Genomic DNA, 15,556 nt, shown 5'->3' with positions numbered 1-15,556 from the left:
CTCACACCTTCAGCGGCACCTTCGGCACGGTACGGACGCCCCCACCGGACGAACCGCCCGTCGGGCCGCCCTTGCCGCCATCGCCCTTGGTCGCCTTCTTGCGCGGCGCCGAGCGGGGCTTGGATCGCTTGTGGCGCTTGGCGGCGTTGGTCACGTCCTTCTCCGGCTTCGGGGTCACCGGGCCGGCCGGGAACTCGAAGCCGAGGCTGCCCTTGCCCCTGGCCAAGACTTTGGCGTCTTCGCCCTCCGGCCGCTGGAGCACGACGCGCACGGCGCCGCCGTCCTTCAGCTTGCCGAACAGCACCTCGTCGGCCAGCGGCGTCTTGATGGTGGATTGGATCAGGCGGGCCATGGGCCGGGCGCCCATCGCGTCGTCGTAGCCGTTCTCCACCAGCCAGTCGCGCGCCTCGTCGGACAGCTCGATCGTGACGTTGCGGTCGGCGAGCTGGGCTTCGAGCTGGAGCACGAACTTGTCGACGACCTTAGCCACGACCTCCTTCGGCAGGTGGCCGAACGAGATGATCGCATCGAGGCGGTTGCGGAATTCCGGCGCGAACAGCCGGTTGATCGCCTCCACGTCGTCGCCCGTGCGCTTCGACTGGGTGAAGCCGTAGGCCGAGCGCGCGAGGTCCGAGGCGCCCGCATTCGACGTCATGATGATGATGACGTTGCGGAAATCGACCTGCTTGCCGTTGTGGTCGGTCAGCTTCCCGTGGTCCATCACCTGCAGCAGGATGTTGAACAGGTCCGGATGCGCCTTCTCGATCTCGTCGAGCAGGAGCACGCAGTGGGGATGCTGGTCGATCCCGTCGGTGAGCAGGCCGCCCTGGTCGAAGCCGACATAGCCGGGGGGCGCACCGATCAGCCGCGAGACGGTGTGGCGCTCCATGTACTCGGACATGTCGAACCGCAGCATCTCGACGCCGAGCGACGAGGCGAGTTGCTTGGCCGCTTCCGTCTTGCCGACGCCGGTCGGACCCGCGAACAGGTAGGCGCCGATCGGCTTGTCGGGATCGCGAAGCCCGGCGCGGGCGAGCTTGATCGCCGAGGTCAGCGCCTCGATGGCGTTGGTCTGGCCGTAGACGACGCGCTTGAGGTTCTCGGTCAGGTTCTTGAGCACCACCGCGTCGTCCTTCGACACGGTTTTGGGCGGGATGCGCGCCATCGTCGCGATGGTGGCCTCAATCTCCTTGACGCCGATGGTGCGCTTGCGGCGCGCCTCCGGCACCAGCATCTGCGAGGCGCCGGTCTCGTCGATCACGTCGATCGCCTTGTCCGGCAGCTTGCGGTCGTTGATGTAGCGCGCCGACAGCTCGACCGCGGCCTTCACGGCATCGGTCGTGTACTTGAGCTTGTGGAACTCCTCGAAATAGGGCTTGAGCCCCTTGAGGATTTCGATGGTGTCCGGCACCGACGGCTCGTTGACGTCGATCTTCTGGAACCGGCGCACCAGCGCGCGGTCCTTCTCGAAGTACTGGCGGTACTCCTTGTAGGTGGTCGAGCCGATGCAGCGGAGCGAGCCCGAGGCGAGCGCGGGCTTGAGCAGGTTCGAGGCATCCATCGCACCGCCCGACGTGGCGCCCGCACCGATCACGGTGTGGATCTCGTCGATGAACATGATGGCGTTGGGGTGCGCCTCGATCTCCTTCATCACCTGCTTGAGGCGCTCCTCGAAGTCGCCGCGGTAGCGGGTGCCGGCGAGCAGCGTGCCCATGTCGAGGGAGAAGACCGTGGCATCGGCCAGGACTTCGGGCACCTCGTTCTGGATGATTTTTCTCGCGAGGCCTTCCGCAATCGCCGTTTTTCCGACGCCGGGGTCGCCCACCAACAGCGGGTTGTTCTTCTGACGGCGGCACAGCACCTGGATCGTGCGCTCGACCTCCGAATGGCGGCCGATCAGCGGGTCGATCTTGCCGTCCTTGGCCTTCTTGTTGAGGTTGACGCAGTAGGCCTCCAGCGCATCGCCCTTCTTCTTCGGGCGTGCCTCGCCGTCCTCGCCGCCGCCGCTCGGCCGCTCGGATGGGCCCTCCTCCTCGGCGCCGCGCACGGGCTTGGCCTCGGAGGCGCCGGGGCGTTTGGCGATGCCGTGGCTGATGTAGTTCACGGCGTCGTAGCGCGTCATGTCCTGCTCCTGCAGGAAGTACGCGGCGTGGCTCTCGCGCTCGGCGAAGATCGCGACCAGCACGTTGGCGCCGGTCACCTCCTCGCGGCCCGACGACTGCACGTGGATCACCGCGCGTTGGATCACCCGCTGGAACCCCGCCGTCGGCTTGGCGTCCTGGCGGCCGTCGCCGGTGAGATTCGAGAGTTCGGTGTCGACATACTCGACGAGGTTGCGGCGCAGCACGTCGAGTTCGACGTTGCAGGCCCGCATCACCGCCGCGGCGTCCTGATCGTCCACGAGGGCGAGCAGGAGGTGTTCGAGGGTGGCGTATTCGTGGCGGCGCTCGCCGGCCAGCGCGAGGGCGCGGTGGAGGGCTTGCTCGAGGCTACGTGAGAAGCTGGGCAATGCTCTGGCCTTCGCTGGATGCCTATTTCTTTTCCATAACGCACTGAAGCGGATGTTGGTGCTTGCGGGCGAAATCCATCACCTGCGTCACCTTCGTCTCCGCCACTTCGTAGGTGAACACGCCGCACTCCCCCACACCGTTCTGGTGGACGTGCATCATGATCTGGTAGGCGTCGTCGTGGCTCTTGTTGAAGAACCGCTCGACCACGTGAACGACGAACTCCATCGGGGTGTAGTCGTCGTTCAGCAGCAGCACGCGGTACAGGCTCGGCCGTTTCGCCCGCGGCTTGGTGCGGGTGATGATGGCGGTGCCGGACCGGTCGTCGTCGCCCGGGCCCCGCGGGGTCGAGGCCGCGACGACGGGCCGGAGCCCCCGCTCCGCCCGCGATGCCGCGCCCTCCTGGATCGACGTAACAGTCATCTGAATCGCAGCGACCTTGTTGGCGGTCTTTGGTGTCCGCCCCCGGCGGGAGCGGCGCCCTTGAGAGGCAATCTATAGGCCGGAAAACGAGTGCGCCAGTGAGGTGCGTGAAACTGTCCGTGCCTCGGAAGGACGATTGTGCCCCACCCATTTTTAGGACGTGGAGCGACGACGACGGGACGAACGAGCGAGATCGACCTGATCACCTCGACCATCTTGATCGCCGCCCGAGGCCGATCTCCGCGCCGCGTCAAAACCTCTTCACACCCGCTTAACCCCTGAGGCAAAACGACGATCTCGTTTCCATGTTGCACAGCATTAACGCCCGCGTAACCGCGTCGCGCCTACCGTGGACATCAGAGAGTGCGGAATGCGGCCAGCCGGCCATCCGCGGATGACTGGTGCGAGCCGGGCCTGAGCCCCGGCGGTCGAGGCGAAGGTTTCGAGATGCGTCGCGTAGAAGGCCGGACCACGGGGTCCCGTGCTGCCGCCGTCGTGCTCCTGGCGGCGGGCATCCTCACCGCGGCGGTGGCGCCCGCCGACGCGAGGAAGCGAGGCGGCCATCATCGCCCGGCGGGCGGCGGTTACAGCCCCCCCTACGCCGCCATGGTGGTGGACGTGAAATCCGGCCGCACGCTCCATGCGGTCAACGAGGACGCCCTGCGCCACCCGGCCTCGATCACCAAGGTGATGACCCTCTACATGCTGTTCGAGCAGCTGGAGAAGGGCCGCTACGAGCTCGATTCCGACCTGTCGATCTCGGCCAACGCCGCCATGCAGGCGCCGTCGAAGCTCGGCCTGCGCCCCGGCTCGACCATCACGGTCGAGGAGGCGATCAAGGCGCTCGTCACCAAGTCGGCCAACGACGTGGCCTGCGCCATCGGCGAGAACATCGCCGGCTCCGAGCCGCGCTTCGCCGAGATGATGACCCGCAAGGCCAAGTCGCTCGGCATGGGCCGCACCAACTATTCCAACGCCTCGGGCCTGCCCGATCCGGACCAGATCACCACCGCCCGCGACCTGACGATTCTCGCGCGTGCCATCCAGGACCGCTTCCCGCGCTACTACCGCTACTTCCAGACCCGCTCCTTCGCCTTCCGCGGCCGGGTCATCGGCAACCACAACCGGCTGCTCGGCGCGGTCGAGGGCGTGGACGGCATCAAGACCGGCTACACCCGCGATTCCGGCTTCAACCTGATGACGGCGGCCCGGCTCGGCGACCGGCAGATCGTCGCGATCGTGCTCGGCGGCAAGTCGGGCGCGAGCCGCGACCGGATCATGGCCGACCTCGTCCGCTCCAGCCTGCCCCGCGCCTATGCCGGCGCCCGCCAGACCGCCCCGGTCACGGAGGTCGCCGAGCGCGGCCGCCCGGCCGTCATCGCGGAAGCCGGCTCGCGCACCCGCACCGAGATCGCCTCGGCGGACGACGAGGTCGAGACCACGAGCTCGACCAGCATCGCCCCGCCGGCCTCCATCGGCACCACCACCCCCGGCATGCGCCGCCCTGCGCTCCAGGCACTCCCCGGCGCCGCCCAGGCCTATGCCGGACCGGCCGCCCAGGCGCCGTTCCCGACGGCGGGCGGCAAGACCACCGCGCGGCTTCCCGCCGTCGAGGGCGTCGCCTCCCGCACCGAGGCTCCGCCGAAGGACGCCCGCTCCGACGCCTTCCGCCCGGTCACGCCGACCCCGTGGGTGATCCAGCTCGGCGCCATGGACGACGAGGACAAGGCCAAGTCGATGCTCTCCGAGGCCCGCAGCCGCACCGGCGCGCTGGCCAAGGCCGCCCCCTACACCGTGCGGGTGACGCATGGCGGGACCACGCTCTACCGCGCCCGCTTCTCCGGCTTCACCGAGCAGGGCGCCGCCCAGGACGCCTGCGCCGCCCTGAAGAAGAACGGCTTTACCTGCTTCGCGACCCGGAGCTGATCTTCCCCTCTCGGACCCTCGTTGGGTTCTGAGTCTGGCGCTCTCCTCCCCCTTGCGGGGAGGAGGGAGGAGGTGGGGGTGGTTCAGGATCAGGCGCCGCGGTGCCATCTGCCCGACCCCCACCCCTGACCCCTCCCCGCAAGGGGGAGGGCAAGGCCCGTCCGTTCGACGGCGCCAAAAAAATCCTAAAAGAATCTGACAACGCGCGTGGAGTATCAGCGATGTCGGTCCAAAAGCCTGTCCCGCGCCGCGTTGACGCGCGCCGCCCGTTCGACGCTGCCGCCCTGATCGGGATGGGCGCTCTTCATCAGCGCCCGATGGGCCGCGCGGACCTGCTCCAGGGTCGCCCCGCGCTCAAGCCCCAGGACCTGATAGGCCTCCTGCTCCGACATCGTCCCTGGCTTCGCCGGGCGGCCCGGCCGCGGGTCCGCATCGCCATCAGCGTCTACACGCCAGCCGGGATGCCGGCGGTCGAGATACGCCTGTAAGAGTCCCGCGCCCTCCGGGTCGTTGCCGGCCAGCAGCAGCGACAGCTCGGCGAGGTCGGCGGACGGCACCTCCGACAGGCGGCGCCCCGCATACGGCCCCACGAAGACGTGGCCGTCGAGCGGCGTACCGTCGGGCGCGAGGTCGAGTTCGACGGAAGCCGTGCGCCGCCGCTCGGGCCCCGGCTTCCCGCGCAGGCCCGGGATCCGCTGGAGCACGCCGTCGCGCCCCTCGTGCAGCCACACGCCCGCGAGGCCGATCACCCCCGCGAGCACGAGGCTGCCGCGCAGCGACAGCAGGAAGGCCGCGGCAAACGCGGCGTAGCCGGCGAGCCGGCGCGGGGTGAGCCCGAACGGAAGGCGCCCGCCGCTTCGGCCGAGCCACCAGAACCCGACGAGCGCCAGAAGGCCGAGGGCGATGAGCATTCTGGGGTCTTCGACCGGTTTGGCCTGCGGGTAAAGCGGATGTGGAGCCGCTGGGCCGCAACGTTCGACGAAGTGCGTTCGCTCCGGACGCCTTCGCGATCCGTCCCCCACCCCCGTCATTCCGGGGCCGCGCAGCGGAACCCGGAAACCACCCGTGACGCGGGATGCTCGGCCTAAGCTGGACCGTCGTGCCCAGTCATGGATTCCGGCTTCGCTTCGCGCCCCGGAATGACGGCGGTGGGGATAGCTCGCCTCACAAGCGCGACTGCGCCACGTCGGCGGTCGTCACCCGCACGGTCCGCACCCGCCCGTCGCGCTCCACCAAGAGATTGACCGGCTTGTCGAGCCCGGCCTCCTCGACGACCGCGGTGAGGTCGGCCAGCCGATGCACCGGACGGCCGTTGGCGCCGACGATCACGTCGCCGATGTCGCCGGTGCGGCGATCGATGCCGGTAAGGCCGGCCTGTGCCGCGGGCGAGCCCGGCAGCACCTGCACCACCACCACGCCGTCGATGCCCAGCCGCGCCGAGGCCGCCTCCTGGCCGGCGATGATGCCGATGCCGGGGTTGCGCACCCGGCCGTTCTTGATGAGGTCGGGCACCGTGCGGTTGACCACATCGACCGGCACCGCGAAGCCGATGCCCGCGCTCGCGCCCGAGGGCGAGTAGATCGCGGTGTTGACGCCGATCAGCCGCCCGGCGGAATCGAGCAGCGGCCCGCCGGAATTGCCGGGGTTGATCGCCGCATCGGTCTGGATGACGCCGGACAGCTCGCGGCCCTCCTGCGTCGGCAGTCGGCGCTGGAGGGCGCTGATGACGCCGGTCGTGAGCGTGTGGTCGAGGCCGAACGGGTTGCCGATGGCGAAGGCCGATTGCCCGACCTTCAGGTCGCTGGAGGTGCCGAGTGCCAAGGGCGGGGGCATCTTGGCCACGCGGCCGAGCTGGAGCACGGCGAGGTCGTAGCTCTTGGCGGTGCCGACGACGCGCGCACTCACCACCTCGCCGGACGAGAGCCGCACCGAGATCGAGCCGCCCCCCTTGGTCGCGCCCTCGACCACGTGGTTGTTGGTCACGACGTGTCCTGCGGCATCCCAGACGAAGCCGGTGCCGGTCTGCGAGCCGCTGCCGCCCTGCTGCTGGCCGCCCTCCTCGCCCTGTCCGAACTGGCCGTACTCGTCGTCCGGCTCCATCAGGGCGCGCCCGCGGGCGGCGGCCTGGGCGAAGACGTGGACGACGGAAGGGGAGGCGCGGGCGAACAGCTCGACGGTGCTCTTCTCCGCCGCCGAGAGGTCGCCCCGCGCCGTCACCGCGCGGGGGCTGTCGGCGGAGTAGAGGAAGGCCAGGATGTAGGGCTGCGCCACGAAGGCGACGAGCAGGCCCAGCGTCACCCCGAGGGCGATGCGCACGAAACGATCAGGCACCGGACGGTTCTCTAAGGACGGGTCGGGCCGGCCTCGGCACCGAATCTGGGCTTAGCTGTGTCGGGTGTGGCCGGCTTTCAACGAATCCCCGTTTTCCCAATGCGGCCGGGAGGGTGCGGCAGCGCACGGTCACGCTCGGGCTTCCGGAGTAACCACTTGGTCACTGTTTCCCACGCAGTGTCGAAACACTGATGAAAAAGCATCGGTGGGCGGGCGCGGACCAATCCTTGGCCAAACCAAGGCAAGGTCGGCGCGAGGAACTGCGACGAAACGGTGGCCGCTCGGACGACGAGCACCCGAATTGATCGCAAAGCTGCCCCAGAGATGCTTGGATCACCCTGGAAGCTCTTCGCAGGTCGGCGCGATGACTCCGCTCGTCGCGCTCGCACTCTGCGGACGGACATAGTTCGGAAGGAAGAACAAGAGATGGAAACCGAAGCTCTCGAACGACCTGCAGACCTCACCATCTGGCGCACCCTGCCGGCCTCCTCGCCGCTGGCCCAGCCCGAGCGCTACGACACCCTGCGCGAGGCGCTGCAGGCCGCCCAGGGCGCGCTGCGCGACCCGGCCCAGCAGCCCTGGATCATCACCGAGGAGGGCGAAATCCTCTCCCCGAACTGGATCCGCACCTACCTCAACTGATCGGTTCCCCGACCGCGCGGGGATCGGACCCGGGCGCCGGTGCCGCCTCCGGCATCGGCTCCGGCCGGTTCACCAGCGTGACGAGGACATAGGACACGATCATCAACAGGAACCACGAGCCGAGCTTGGCCGCCGAGACCGGCGACCAGCCGGCCGCCTGACTTGGATAAATCCAGACGCGGGCGCCCGTGCCGATGTTCTCGGCGAGCCAGATGAACAGCGAGACCAGCCCGAAGCCGACGAGCAGCGGCATCGAGCGGTGCACGTGCCAGACCTTGAAGTGCACCACCGTGCGCCCGAACAGCAGGGCGGTGGCGGCAAACAGCACGAGGCGCAGGTCGGGCATGAAGTGGTGGCTGAAGAAGTTGAGATAGATCGCGCCCGCCAGCGGCAGCGTCGTCACCAGCGGCGGATGCCGGGTGAAGCGGAAGTCGAACAGCCGCCAGACGCGGGCGATGTACGAGCCGACGCTGGCATACATGAAGCCGGTGAAGAGCGGCACGCCCGCGATCCGCAAGACGCTCGCCTCCGGATAGATCCACGAGCCGGCCGCGGTCTTGAACAACTCCATCGCCGTCCCGACGAGGTGATAGAGCGCGATGACCTTCGCCTCCTCCCAGGTCTCCATGCCGAGCGCCAGCAGCGCGACCTGGATCGCGAGGGCCGCGAGCGTGAGGAAGTCGTAGCGGGTCAGCGCGGCGTCGGGCGGATAGAACAGGTACGTGCCGATCAGCAGCGCGCAGATCAGCCCTGCGAACAGGCAGGCCCAGCCCTGCTTCACCCCGAACCGCAGGAACTCGTAGGCGAAGGCGGTGAGCCGACCGCCGGCTTGCGCCCGCTCGCCGAGCCGGCGCTCCGCGGCGACAAAGCCCGCGAGGAACGGCCAGTTGCGCGCCGCGCTTGAGCGCCGCCTCGGTTCTGACTTCTCCATCGCTTCCTCCGGTGCGTGCCGTCACGCTTCAAACTTCACCGGAATGGACGAAAGCGGCGGTTTGGCGTTGCCTGTCCCCCGAGCCGCGCCAAGAATCGCGGACTCGTGATCTCAGGGGAGGGGGCGTGCGGGCCATCGCGGAGCGGGACAGGGTGGTACGGCGCGTGGAGCGCGAACTCGCCCGGCTCGATGGGCTGATCGCGCGGGCTCGCCTCAGGCGGCGCGTCTTCCGCACGCTGCGCGGCGGGCTTGGCGCCGGGACGACGTTGGTGGTTCTGCTCAAGGCGAAGGTCGCGGCCTCGCTCGGGTTGAAGCTGGTGATCGCCGCCCTCGTCGGGCTTGGGGTGGCGTGGCCCGTGGCCGTTCTGGTCTTCTTGTTCGTGGCCGGTGCCGTCGTGACGATCCTCGGCGCGCTCATGGGGGAGGGCGGCGTGAGCGGGAGCGACTTCGACTGCTCTTGGGATTGCGGGTGCAAGCGCGCGCGGATGAAGCGGCTCAAGCACTTGATTGCGCTACGCCGGGCGTGGCTCGCGGCGCCCACGGGACCGGCGCCGAGCATCCGCCGCGATCCGGGCTGGCATCGTTCCGTGCCAGCGAAGTGACAGCCAATCCTCCTATCGTTATGCCTATGTTGCTCGGAGCTCGAAACGGCGTACGCGATATCTATTTGTAGAATGACTGCGGTCTATTTATCTATTAATTACAATTAAAAACTCGCAAATTCATTCCGCATGAAGGGAAAAGTAGGTAATTTTGCGATGGATTACAAGCTTTTATGCTCTTTGTTGATTGGGCTCGCCATGGTTTCCTTCATGGCGTTAGCTTGCTTGAGGGCGATTTGGAGGTTTTGTGCCTGGGATGACGCACTAGCAAAAATAGAAGATTTGGACGGCATGGATCATGTTGATGAATGGGCGCGGCCTGTTGTTGTTTATGAATATAAGGGCGGTATTTACAAATTACGTCATCGATATACGCAATTTCGGGGTGGATACGAAGTGGGCGAGAGCGTTAACATATGCGTAAACCCGAAGAACCCAGCCAATTACGTGCTCACGGATTGGGCGGGCCCTGTGTTCGGGTTATTTTTCTCAGCGGTACTAGGGTATGTCTCGATAAAAGATTTGATTAAATTGCCTTTATGGCCATGACTTTGATCGATTTTTCTTATTCATGTTGAGCTTTGTTTTTGAGGTCTCGGCGCAGTCGTCACATCCTTCTGACCGCGTCGGCAAAGCATCGACGCGCATCGGGCGTTGGCACAGGCTTCGGCATTGCGCCGCGTCGGCGGACGAAAGGGCGAGAGCCACCCAATGGACAGTAGCCGCGTTTGGTGGCTTGCCTATAATGCCAAAAGAAATTTGCCGTCCTCCGACCCCGCCGAGACCGCCGCATGCCGTCACGCATCCCTGATTTCGCCTCGCTCAGCCTTTCGGCCGACGGCTTCAAGGCGCCCCCGCCGCCGGTGGGCGAGCCGTGGATGACGCCCGAGGGCATCCCGGTGAAGGGCTTTTATGGGCCCGAGGACCGTGAGGGGCTGGAGGGGATCGGCTCGTTCCCCGGCCTGCCGCCCTACCTGCGCGGGCCCTATCCGGCAATGTACGTCACCCAGCCCTGGACGATCCGGCAATATGCCGGCTTCTCCACGGCCGAGGATTCGAATGCGTTCTACCGGCGCAACCTCGCGGCGGGGCAGAAGGGCCTCTCGGTCGCCTTCGATCTCGCGACCCACCGCGGCTACGATTCGGACCATCCCCGCGTCTCGGGCGATGTCGGCATGGCCGGCGTCGCGATCGATTCGATCTACGACATGCGGACCCTGTTCTCCGGCATCCCGCTCGACGAGATGACCGTGTCGATGACGATGAACGGCGCGGTGCTGCCGGTTCTCGCCCTCTACATCGTCGCGGCCGAGGAGCAGGGCGTGCCGCCCGAAAAACTCGCCGGCACGATCCAGAACGACATTCTCAAGGAATTCATGGTCCGCAACACCTACATCTATCCCCCCAAGGGATCGATGCGGATCGTCTCCGACATCTTCGGCTATACGTCCAAGAATATGCCGAAGTTCAATTCGATCTCGATCTCCGGCTATCACATGCAGGAGGCGGGCGCCACGCAGGATCTGGAGCTCGCCTACACGCTCGCCGACGGCGTCGAGTACATCAAGGCGGGTCTGGCCGCCGGCCTGACCATCGACCAGTTCGCGCCGCGCCTGTCGTTCTTCTGGGCGATCGGGATGAACTTCTTCATGGAGATCGCCAAGATGCGGGCCGCGCGCCTGATCTGGGCCAAGCTCGTCAAGGAATTCGACCCGAAGAACGACAAATCGCTGCCGCTTCGCACCCACTCGCAGACGTCCGGATGGTCGCTTACCGCGCAGGACGTGTTCAACAACGTCACCCGCACCTGCATCGAGGCGATGGCGGCGACCCAAGGCGGGACGCAGTCGCTGCACACCAACGCGCTCGACGAGGCCCTGGCGCTGCCGACCGATTTCTCGGCCCGCATCGCGCGAAACACCCAGCTCTTCCTTCAGCAGGAGAGCGGCACGACCCGCATCATTGATCCGTGGGGCGGCTCCTACTATGTCGAGCGTCTGACCGCCGATATCGCCAAGCGCGCCTGGGAGCATATCCGCGAGGTGGACGAACTCGGCGGCATGGCGAAAGCCATCGAGGCCGGGATCCCGAAGCTCAGGATCGAGGAGGCGGCGGCCCGCGCCCAGGCGCGGATCGATTCCGGCCGCCAGACCATCGTCGGCATCAACAAGTACAAGCCCGACGACGAGATGAAGATCGAGCTGCTGCGGGTCGACAACCACAACGTCCGCACGATGCAGATCGACAAGCTCAAGCGCCTGCGCTCCGAGCGCGTTCAGGCCGATGTCGACGCGGCGCTCGCCGCGCTGACCAAGGCCGTGGATACCAGCGACAACCTGCTCGAACTCGCGGTCAACGCGGCGCGGGCCAAGGCCACGGTCGGCGAGATCTCGGAGGCGCTGGAGAAGGCCTGGGGCCGTCACCGCGCCGAGATCCGCTCGATCTCGGGCGTCTACAAGCGGGAGGTGGGCGGCATGTCGCCGGTGGTGGAGAAGGTGCGCGGCCTCGTCGAGGCCTTCGAGGAGAACGACGGGCGCCGTCCGCGCATTCTGGTGGCCAAGATGGGCCAGGACGGGCACGACCGCGGCCAGAAGGTGATCGCCTCGGCGTTTGCCGACCTCGGCTTCGACGTCGATATCGGGCCGCTCTTCGCCACGCCGGGCGAGGCCGCGCGGCAGGCGGTGGAGAACGACGTGCACATCGTCGGCGTCTCCTCGCTGGCGGCGGGCCACCTCACGCTCGTCCCCGAGTTGAAGGCGGCGCTGAAGGAGGAGGGTCGCGACGACGTGATGATCGTGATCGGCGGCGTGATCCCGCCGGGCGATTACGACGCGCTCTACGCGGCCGGCGCCTCGGCGATCTTCCCGCCCGGCACGGTCATCGCCGAGGCCGCGGTGAAGCTGCTCGGCGAACTCAACGAGCGTCTGGGCTACGGCGAGCGGCAGGCGGCGGAGTGACCCTCGGGCGGTGCCCCGGACGGCCTCGAGTCTGATCGTGCGTAAGGCCGTCATCGGCATGATGCCGGGCCGGACCCCCTTGGTGCGGCGCGGCACGTTGGGCTAAGACGTCCCTCACGGAACCCCTGCCGCCCGCAGACCCTGGGTCTGCGCGGGCGCGGACCGCCTTCGGCGACAACGGCTTGAGGCGTTACGCCTCCGGCCTGCTGCGCCGCGGCGGACGGGTGACCCGACATGCGCCGGCAGGCTCATGGAGCGGCAGGTTGTGAGAGGGATGGCGTGATGTCCGACGGGGGCCGGATTCTTCCAGTGATCCTGTGCGGGGGCTCGGGCACGCGGCTCTGGCCGGCCTCGCGGGAAAGCATGCCCAAGCAGTTCACCCCACTGGTCGATCCGAATTCCTCGACCTTCCAGGCCACGGCGCGGCGCGTGGCCGACGGGGCGGTGTTCGCCAAGCCCACCGTCATCGCCTCGTCCGAGGCGCGCTTCATCGTCGCCGAGCAACTCGCCCAGGCCGGCGTTTCCGCCGACATCGTGCTGGAGCCGGACCGGCGCGATTCCGCCGCCGCGGTGGCGGTCGCCGCGCTCCATGCCGCCCGGCAGGGGCCGGAGACGGTGGTCCTCATCCTGGCCGCCGACCACGTGATCGAGGACGCCGCCGCCTTCGCCGAGGCCGCCCGCCTCGCCGCCGCGGGCGCCCGGCTCGGCCAGATCATGACGCTCGGCATCACGCCCGTCCGCCCGGCCACCGATTACGGCTATATCCGCATGGGCGCCGCCGTGCCGGGCGCGCCGGGGGTCCACCGGGTCGAGCGCTTCGTCGAGAAGCCGGACGCGGCCGGTGCCGAGCGCCTGATCGACGAGGGCGCCCTGTGGAACTCGGGCTATTTCCTGTTCCGGGCCGACGTGATGATCGGCGAACTCGAAGCCTACGCCCCGCAGATCCTGGACGCCGCCCGCGGCGCCTTGGAGGCCGCCACGACCGATCTCGACTTCGTGCGCCTCGACGCCACCGCGTTCGCGCGTGCGCCGAAAACCTCGATCGACTACGCCGTGATGGAGCGGACCGACCGGGCCGGCGTGCTCAAGGTCGACTTCGCGTGGTCCGATGTCGGCACCTGGGATGCGGTGTGGCAGGTGCTCCACCGCGACGCGCAGGGCAACGCCGTGCGCGGCCGGGTCGAGCTGGTCGAGACCACCGGCAGCCTCGTTCACAGCGAGGGCGAGGGGCTCACCACCGTCGTCGGTCTCGACGACGTGATCGTGGTCGCGACGCCGGACGCCGTGCTGGTCTCGTCCAAGGCGCGCTCGGGCAAGGTGAAGGACCTCGTCGGGGTGCTGCGCGAGAAGGCGCATCCGGAGGCCGACGCGCATCGCCGGATGTATCGCCCCTGGGGCTGGTACCAGCGCATCGACATCGGCGAGCGCTTCCAAGTGAAGCGGATCATGGTGACGCCGGGCGGCCGCCTCTCGCTCCAGAAGCACTTCCACCGGGCCGAGCACTGGGTCGTGGTCAAGGGCACGGCGGAGGTGACGCTGAACGAGCAGATCATCCTCGTGCACGAGAACGAGGCGGTGTACCTGCCGATCGGCTCGATGCATCGCCTCTCGAACCCCGGAAAAATCCCGCTGGAGCTGATCGAGGTGCAGGTCGGCTCGTATACCGGCGAGGACGACATCATTCGAGTGGAGGACGTCTACGGGCGCTGACGCTCGGGCGTGGACGCCCGCGCTCCTTCACCCCGCGCCGATCGTCCGCCCGGCCAGATGCCGGGCGAGCCGCGCCACGCCCTCCCGGCCGGTCCGCAGGCCGAGCTTGGTACGGCGCCACAGGATGTCGTCGGGGGAGCGCGCCCATTCCGTGCGTGCGAGGTAATCGACCTCGCGGGCGGTGAGACCGCCGTCGAAGCTCTCGCCGAGATCGGCCATCGTGCGGGCATCCCCGAGCAGGTTCGCCGCGCGGGTGCCGTAGGCGCGGGCGAGGCGGCGGGCCAGCGGCTCGGGGAGGTAGGCGTTCGCCGCGCGGAAATCGGCGAAGAAGGCGTCGAAGTCGCTGCCCGCCATGTCGCCGCCGGGCAGCGGCGCGCTGCCGGTCCAGGCCGGCTTCAGGCCGGGCAGGGCCAGCTTCTCCAGGGCGTGCTCGGCGAGCCGCCGGTAGGTGGTGATCTTGCCGCCGAACACCGAGAGAACCGGCGGGCCGTCGGTGTCGAGTTCCAGCACGTAGTCGCGGGTGATGGTCGAGGCCGAGGCCGCCGCGTCGTCGTAGAGCGGGCGCACGCCCGAATAGCTCCAGACCACGTCGTCCGGCCCGATCGCGCGTGCGAACGAGCGGTTGATGCAATCGCAGAGATAGCGCGTCTCTTCGGGAGAGATTGTCACCCGACCGGGCCCGGCCTCGTGCGGCACGTCGGTGGTGCCGATCAGGGTGAAGTCGCGCTCGTAGGGAATCGCGAAGACGATGCGCCGGTCGGGCTGCTGCAGGATGTAGGCGTGGTCGCCCTCGTAGAGCTTGCGCGTGACGATGTGGCTGCCCTTGATCAGCCGCACCTTCGGCTGCGCCTCGACCGAGAGCGTGCGCAGGAGCGTCTGCCCGACCCAGGGACCGGCGGCGTTGACGACGATCCTGGCCCGCACGCGCTCGCGCCGCCCGGTCTCGGAATCGTGCAGGGTCGCGGTCCAGGCGCCGTCCTCGCGCAGGGCGGATTCGACATTGGTGCGGGTGCGGATCGCGGCGCCGCGCTCGGCCGCGTCGAGGGCGTTGAGGACGACGAGACGGCTGTCCTCGACCCAGCAATCCGAATAGGCGAAGCCCCGCGTCAGCCGCGATTGCAGCGGCGCGCCGACGCCCTCGGCGGTCAGGTCGAGGGATTGCGAGCCCGGCAGCGCCCGCAGCCGCGAGAGGTGGTCGTAGAGGAACAGCCCGATCCGCAGGAGCCAGGCCGGGCGCAGGCCGGAATCGTGCGGCAGCACGAAGCGGAGCGGCCAGATGATGTGGGGGGCGAGCCGCATCAGCCGCTCGCGCTCGGCCAGCGCCTCGCGCACCAGCCGGAACTCGTATTGCTCGAGGTAGCGCAGACCGCCGTGGATCAGCTTGGTCGAGGCCGAGGAGGTGTGCTCGGCGAGGTCCCCGCGCTCGCACAGGAGCACCGACAGGCCGCGTCCGGCGGCGTCGCGGGCGATGCCCGCCCCGTTGATGCCGCCGCCGATGACGAGGAGGTCGTACACGTCGTCTACGAT

At 68.2% G+C, this 15,556-nt stretch carries 12 protein-coding genes; 6 read left to right on the top strand and 6 right to left on the bottom strand.

Annotated elements, in window-relative coordinates:
• Window position 1 precedes the first annotated feature (1 nt).
• Window positions 2-2,509, bottom strand: a complete 2,508-nt coding sequence (gene clpA, locus HNR00_RS21315; RefSeq protein ID WP_183572818.1) for an ATP-dependent Clp protease ATP-binding subunit ClpA — start codon at window positions 2,507-2,509, stop codon at window positions 2-4.
• 22 nt (window positions 2,510-2,531) lie between these two features.
• A complete protein-coding gene (gene clpS / locus HNR00_RS21310; protein ID WP_183572816.1) occupies window positions 2,532-2,930 on the bottom strand; it encodes an ATP-dependent Clp protease adapter ClpS in 399 nt (132 codons plus the stop codon).
• A 447-nt stretch (window positions 2,931-3,377) separates the two neighbouring features.
• Between clpS and HNR00_RS21305 the strand changes: the two genes are divergently transcribed.
• Window positions 3,378-4,856: a D-alanyl-D-alanine carboxypeptidase gene (locus HNR00_RS21305; protein ID WP_183572814.1), complete on the top strand. Its 1,479-nt coding sequence runs from the start codon at window positions 3,378-3,380 to the stop codon at window positions 4,854-4,856.
• Between the two features lie 215 nt (window positions 4,857-5,071).
• On the opposite strand, the gene HNR00_RS21300 is transcribed toward HNR00_RS21305, so the two are convergent.
• Together HNR00_RS21300 and HNR00_RS21295 are read right to left on the bottom strand one after the other, a co-directional pair.
• A complete protein-coding gene (locus HNR00_RS21300) occupies window positions 5,072-5,767 on the bottom strand; it encodes a J domain-containing protein (protein WP_183572812.1) in 696 nt (231 codons plus the stop codon).
• A 253-nt stretch (window positions 5,768-6,020) separates the two neighbouring features.
• Window positions 6,021-7,187: a S1C family serine protease gene (locus tag HNR00_RS21295; protein WP_183572810.1), complete on the bottom strand. Its 1,167-nt coding sequence runs from the start codon at window positions 7,185-7,187 to the stop codon at window positions 6,021-6,023.
• 426 nt (window positions 7,188-7,613) lie between these two features.
• Between HNR00_RS21295 and HNR00_RS21290 the strand changes: the two genes are divergently transcribed.
• Window positions 7,614-7,829 (top strand): hypothetical protein, encoded by a 216-nt coding sequence (locus HNR00_RS21290; RefSeq protein WP_183572808.1) that lies wholly within the window; start codon window positions 7,614-7,616, stop codon window positions 7,827-7,829.
• Here HNR00_RS21290 and HNR00_RS21285 read toward each other — a convergent pair.
• Window positions 7,822-8,760, bottom strand: coding sequence for a DUF817 domain-containing protein (locus HNR00_RS21285; protein ID WP_183572806.1), 939 nt, complete (start codon window positions 8,758-8,760; stop codon window positions 7,822-7,824). The two genes, HNR00_RS21290 and HNR00_RS21285, sit on opposite strands and share 8 nt — an antisense overlap.
• A gap of 164 nt (window positions 8,761-8,924) precedes the next feature.
• Here HNR00_RS21285 and HNR00_RS21280 point away from each other — a divergent pair, with 164 nt between their 5' ends.
• The 4 genes from HNR00_RS21280 (at window position 8,925) to HNR00_RS21265 (ending at window position 14,029) form a co-directional block, all read left to right on the top strand.
• Window positions 8,925-9,362 (top strand): hypothetical protein, encoded by a 438-nt coding sequence (locus HNR00_RS21280; RefSeq protein WP_312886097.1) that lies wholly within the window; start codon window positions 8,925-8,927, stop codon window positions 9,360-9,362.
• 156 nt (window positions 9,363-9,518) lie between these two features.
• Window positions 9,519-9,911, top strand: coding sequence for a DUF3592 domain-containing protein (locus HNR00_RS21275; RefSeq protein ID WP_183572802.1), 393 nt, complete (start codon window positions 9,519-9,521; stop codon window positions 9,909-9,911).
• Window positions 9,912-10,153: 242 nt separating this feature from the next.
• The gene (gene scpA, locus HNR00_RS21270) at window positions 10,154-12,319 is read left to right on the top strand and encodes a methylmalonyl-CoA mutase (protein WP_183572800.1); all 2,166 of its coding nucleotides are present in this window, start codon (window positions 10,154-10,156) and stop codon (window positions 12,317-12,319) included.
• Between the two features lie 282 nt (window positions 12,320-12,601).
• Window positions 12,602-14,029, top strand: a complete 1,428-nt coding sequence (locus HNR00_RS21265; RefSeq protein WP_183572798.1) for a mannose-1-phosphate guanylyltransferase/mannose-6-phosphate isomerase — start codon at window positions 12,602-12,604, stop codon at window positions 14,027-14,029.
• A gap of 27 nt (window positions 14,030-14,056) precedes the next feature.
• Here HNR00_RS21265 and glpD read toward each other — a convergent pair whose 3' ends face one another.
• Window positions 14,057-15,544, bottom strand: a complete 1,488-nt coding sequence (gene glpD / locus HNR00_RS21260) for a glycerol-3-phosphate dehydrogenase (protein ID WP_312886096.1) — start codon at window positions 15,542-15,544, stop codon at window positions 14,057-14,059.
• Between the last annotated feature and the right edge of the window lie 12 nt (window positions 15,545-15,556).

Source organism: Methylorubrum rhodinum, from assembly GCF_014199935.1.
In the GTDB taxonomy this organism is placed as follows: Bacteria; Pseudomonadota; Alphaproteobacteria; order Rhizobiales; family Beijerinckiaceae; genus Methylobacterium; species Methylobacterium rhodinum.
This window is presented reverse-complemented; position numbering and strand designations above follow the sequence as displayed.

Bases quoted from the DNA above. Each gene is read 5' to 3' on its own strand.
- clpS (WP_183572816.1), bottom strand. From the start codon at position 2,930: ATGACTGTTACGTCGATCCAGGAGGGCGCGGCATCGCGGGCGGAGCGG.
- HNR00_RS21305 (WP_183572814.1), top strand. From the start codon at position 3,378: ATGCGTCGCGTAGAAGGCCGGACCACGGGGTCCCGTGCTGCCGCCGTC.
- HNR00_RS21300 (WP_183572812.1), bottom strand. From the start codon at position 5,767: ATGCTCATCGCCCTCGGCCTTCTGGCGCTCGTCGGGTTCTGGTGGCTC.
- HNR00_RS21290 (WP_183572808.1), top strand. From the start codon at position 7,614: ATGGAAACCGAAGCTCTCGAACGACCTGCAGACCTCACCATCTGGCGC.
- HNR00_RS21285 (WP_183572806.1), bottom strand. From the start codon at position 8,760: ATGGAGAAGTCAGAACCGAGGCGGCGCTCAAGCGCGGCGCGCAACTGG.
- HNR00_RS21275 (WP_183572802.1), top strand. From the start codon at position 9,519: ATGGATTACAAGCTTTTATGCTCTTTGTTGATTGGGCTCGCCATGGTT.
- scpA (WP_183572800.1), top strand. From the start codon at position 10,154: ATGCCGTCACGCATCCCTGATTTCGCCTCGCTCAGCCTTTCGGCCGAC.
- HNR00_RS21265 (WP_183572798.1), top strand. From the start codon at position 12,602: ATGTCCGACGGGGGCCGGATTCTTCCAGTGATCCTGTGCGGGGGCTCG.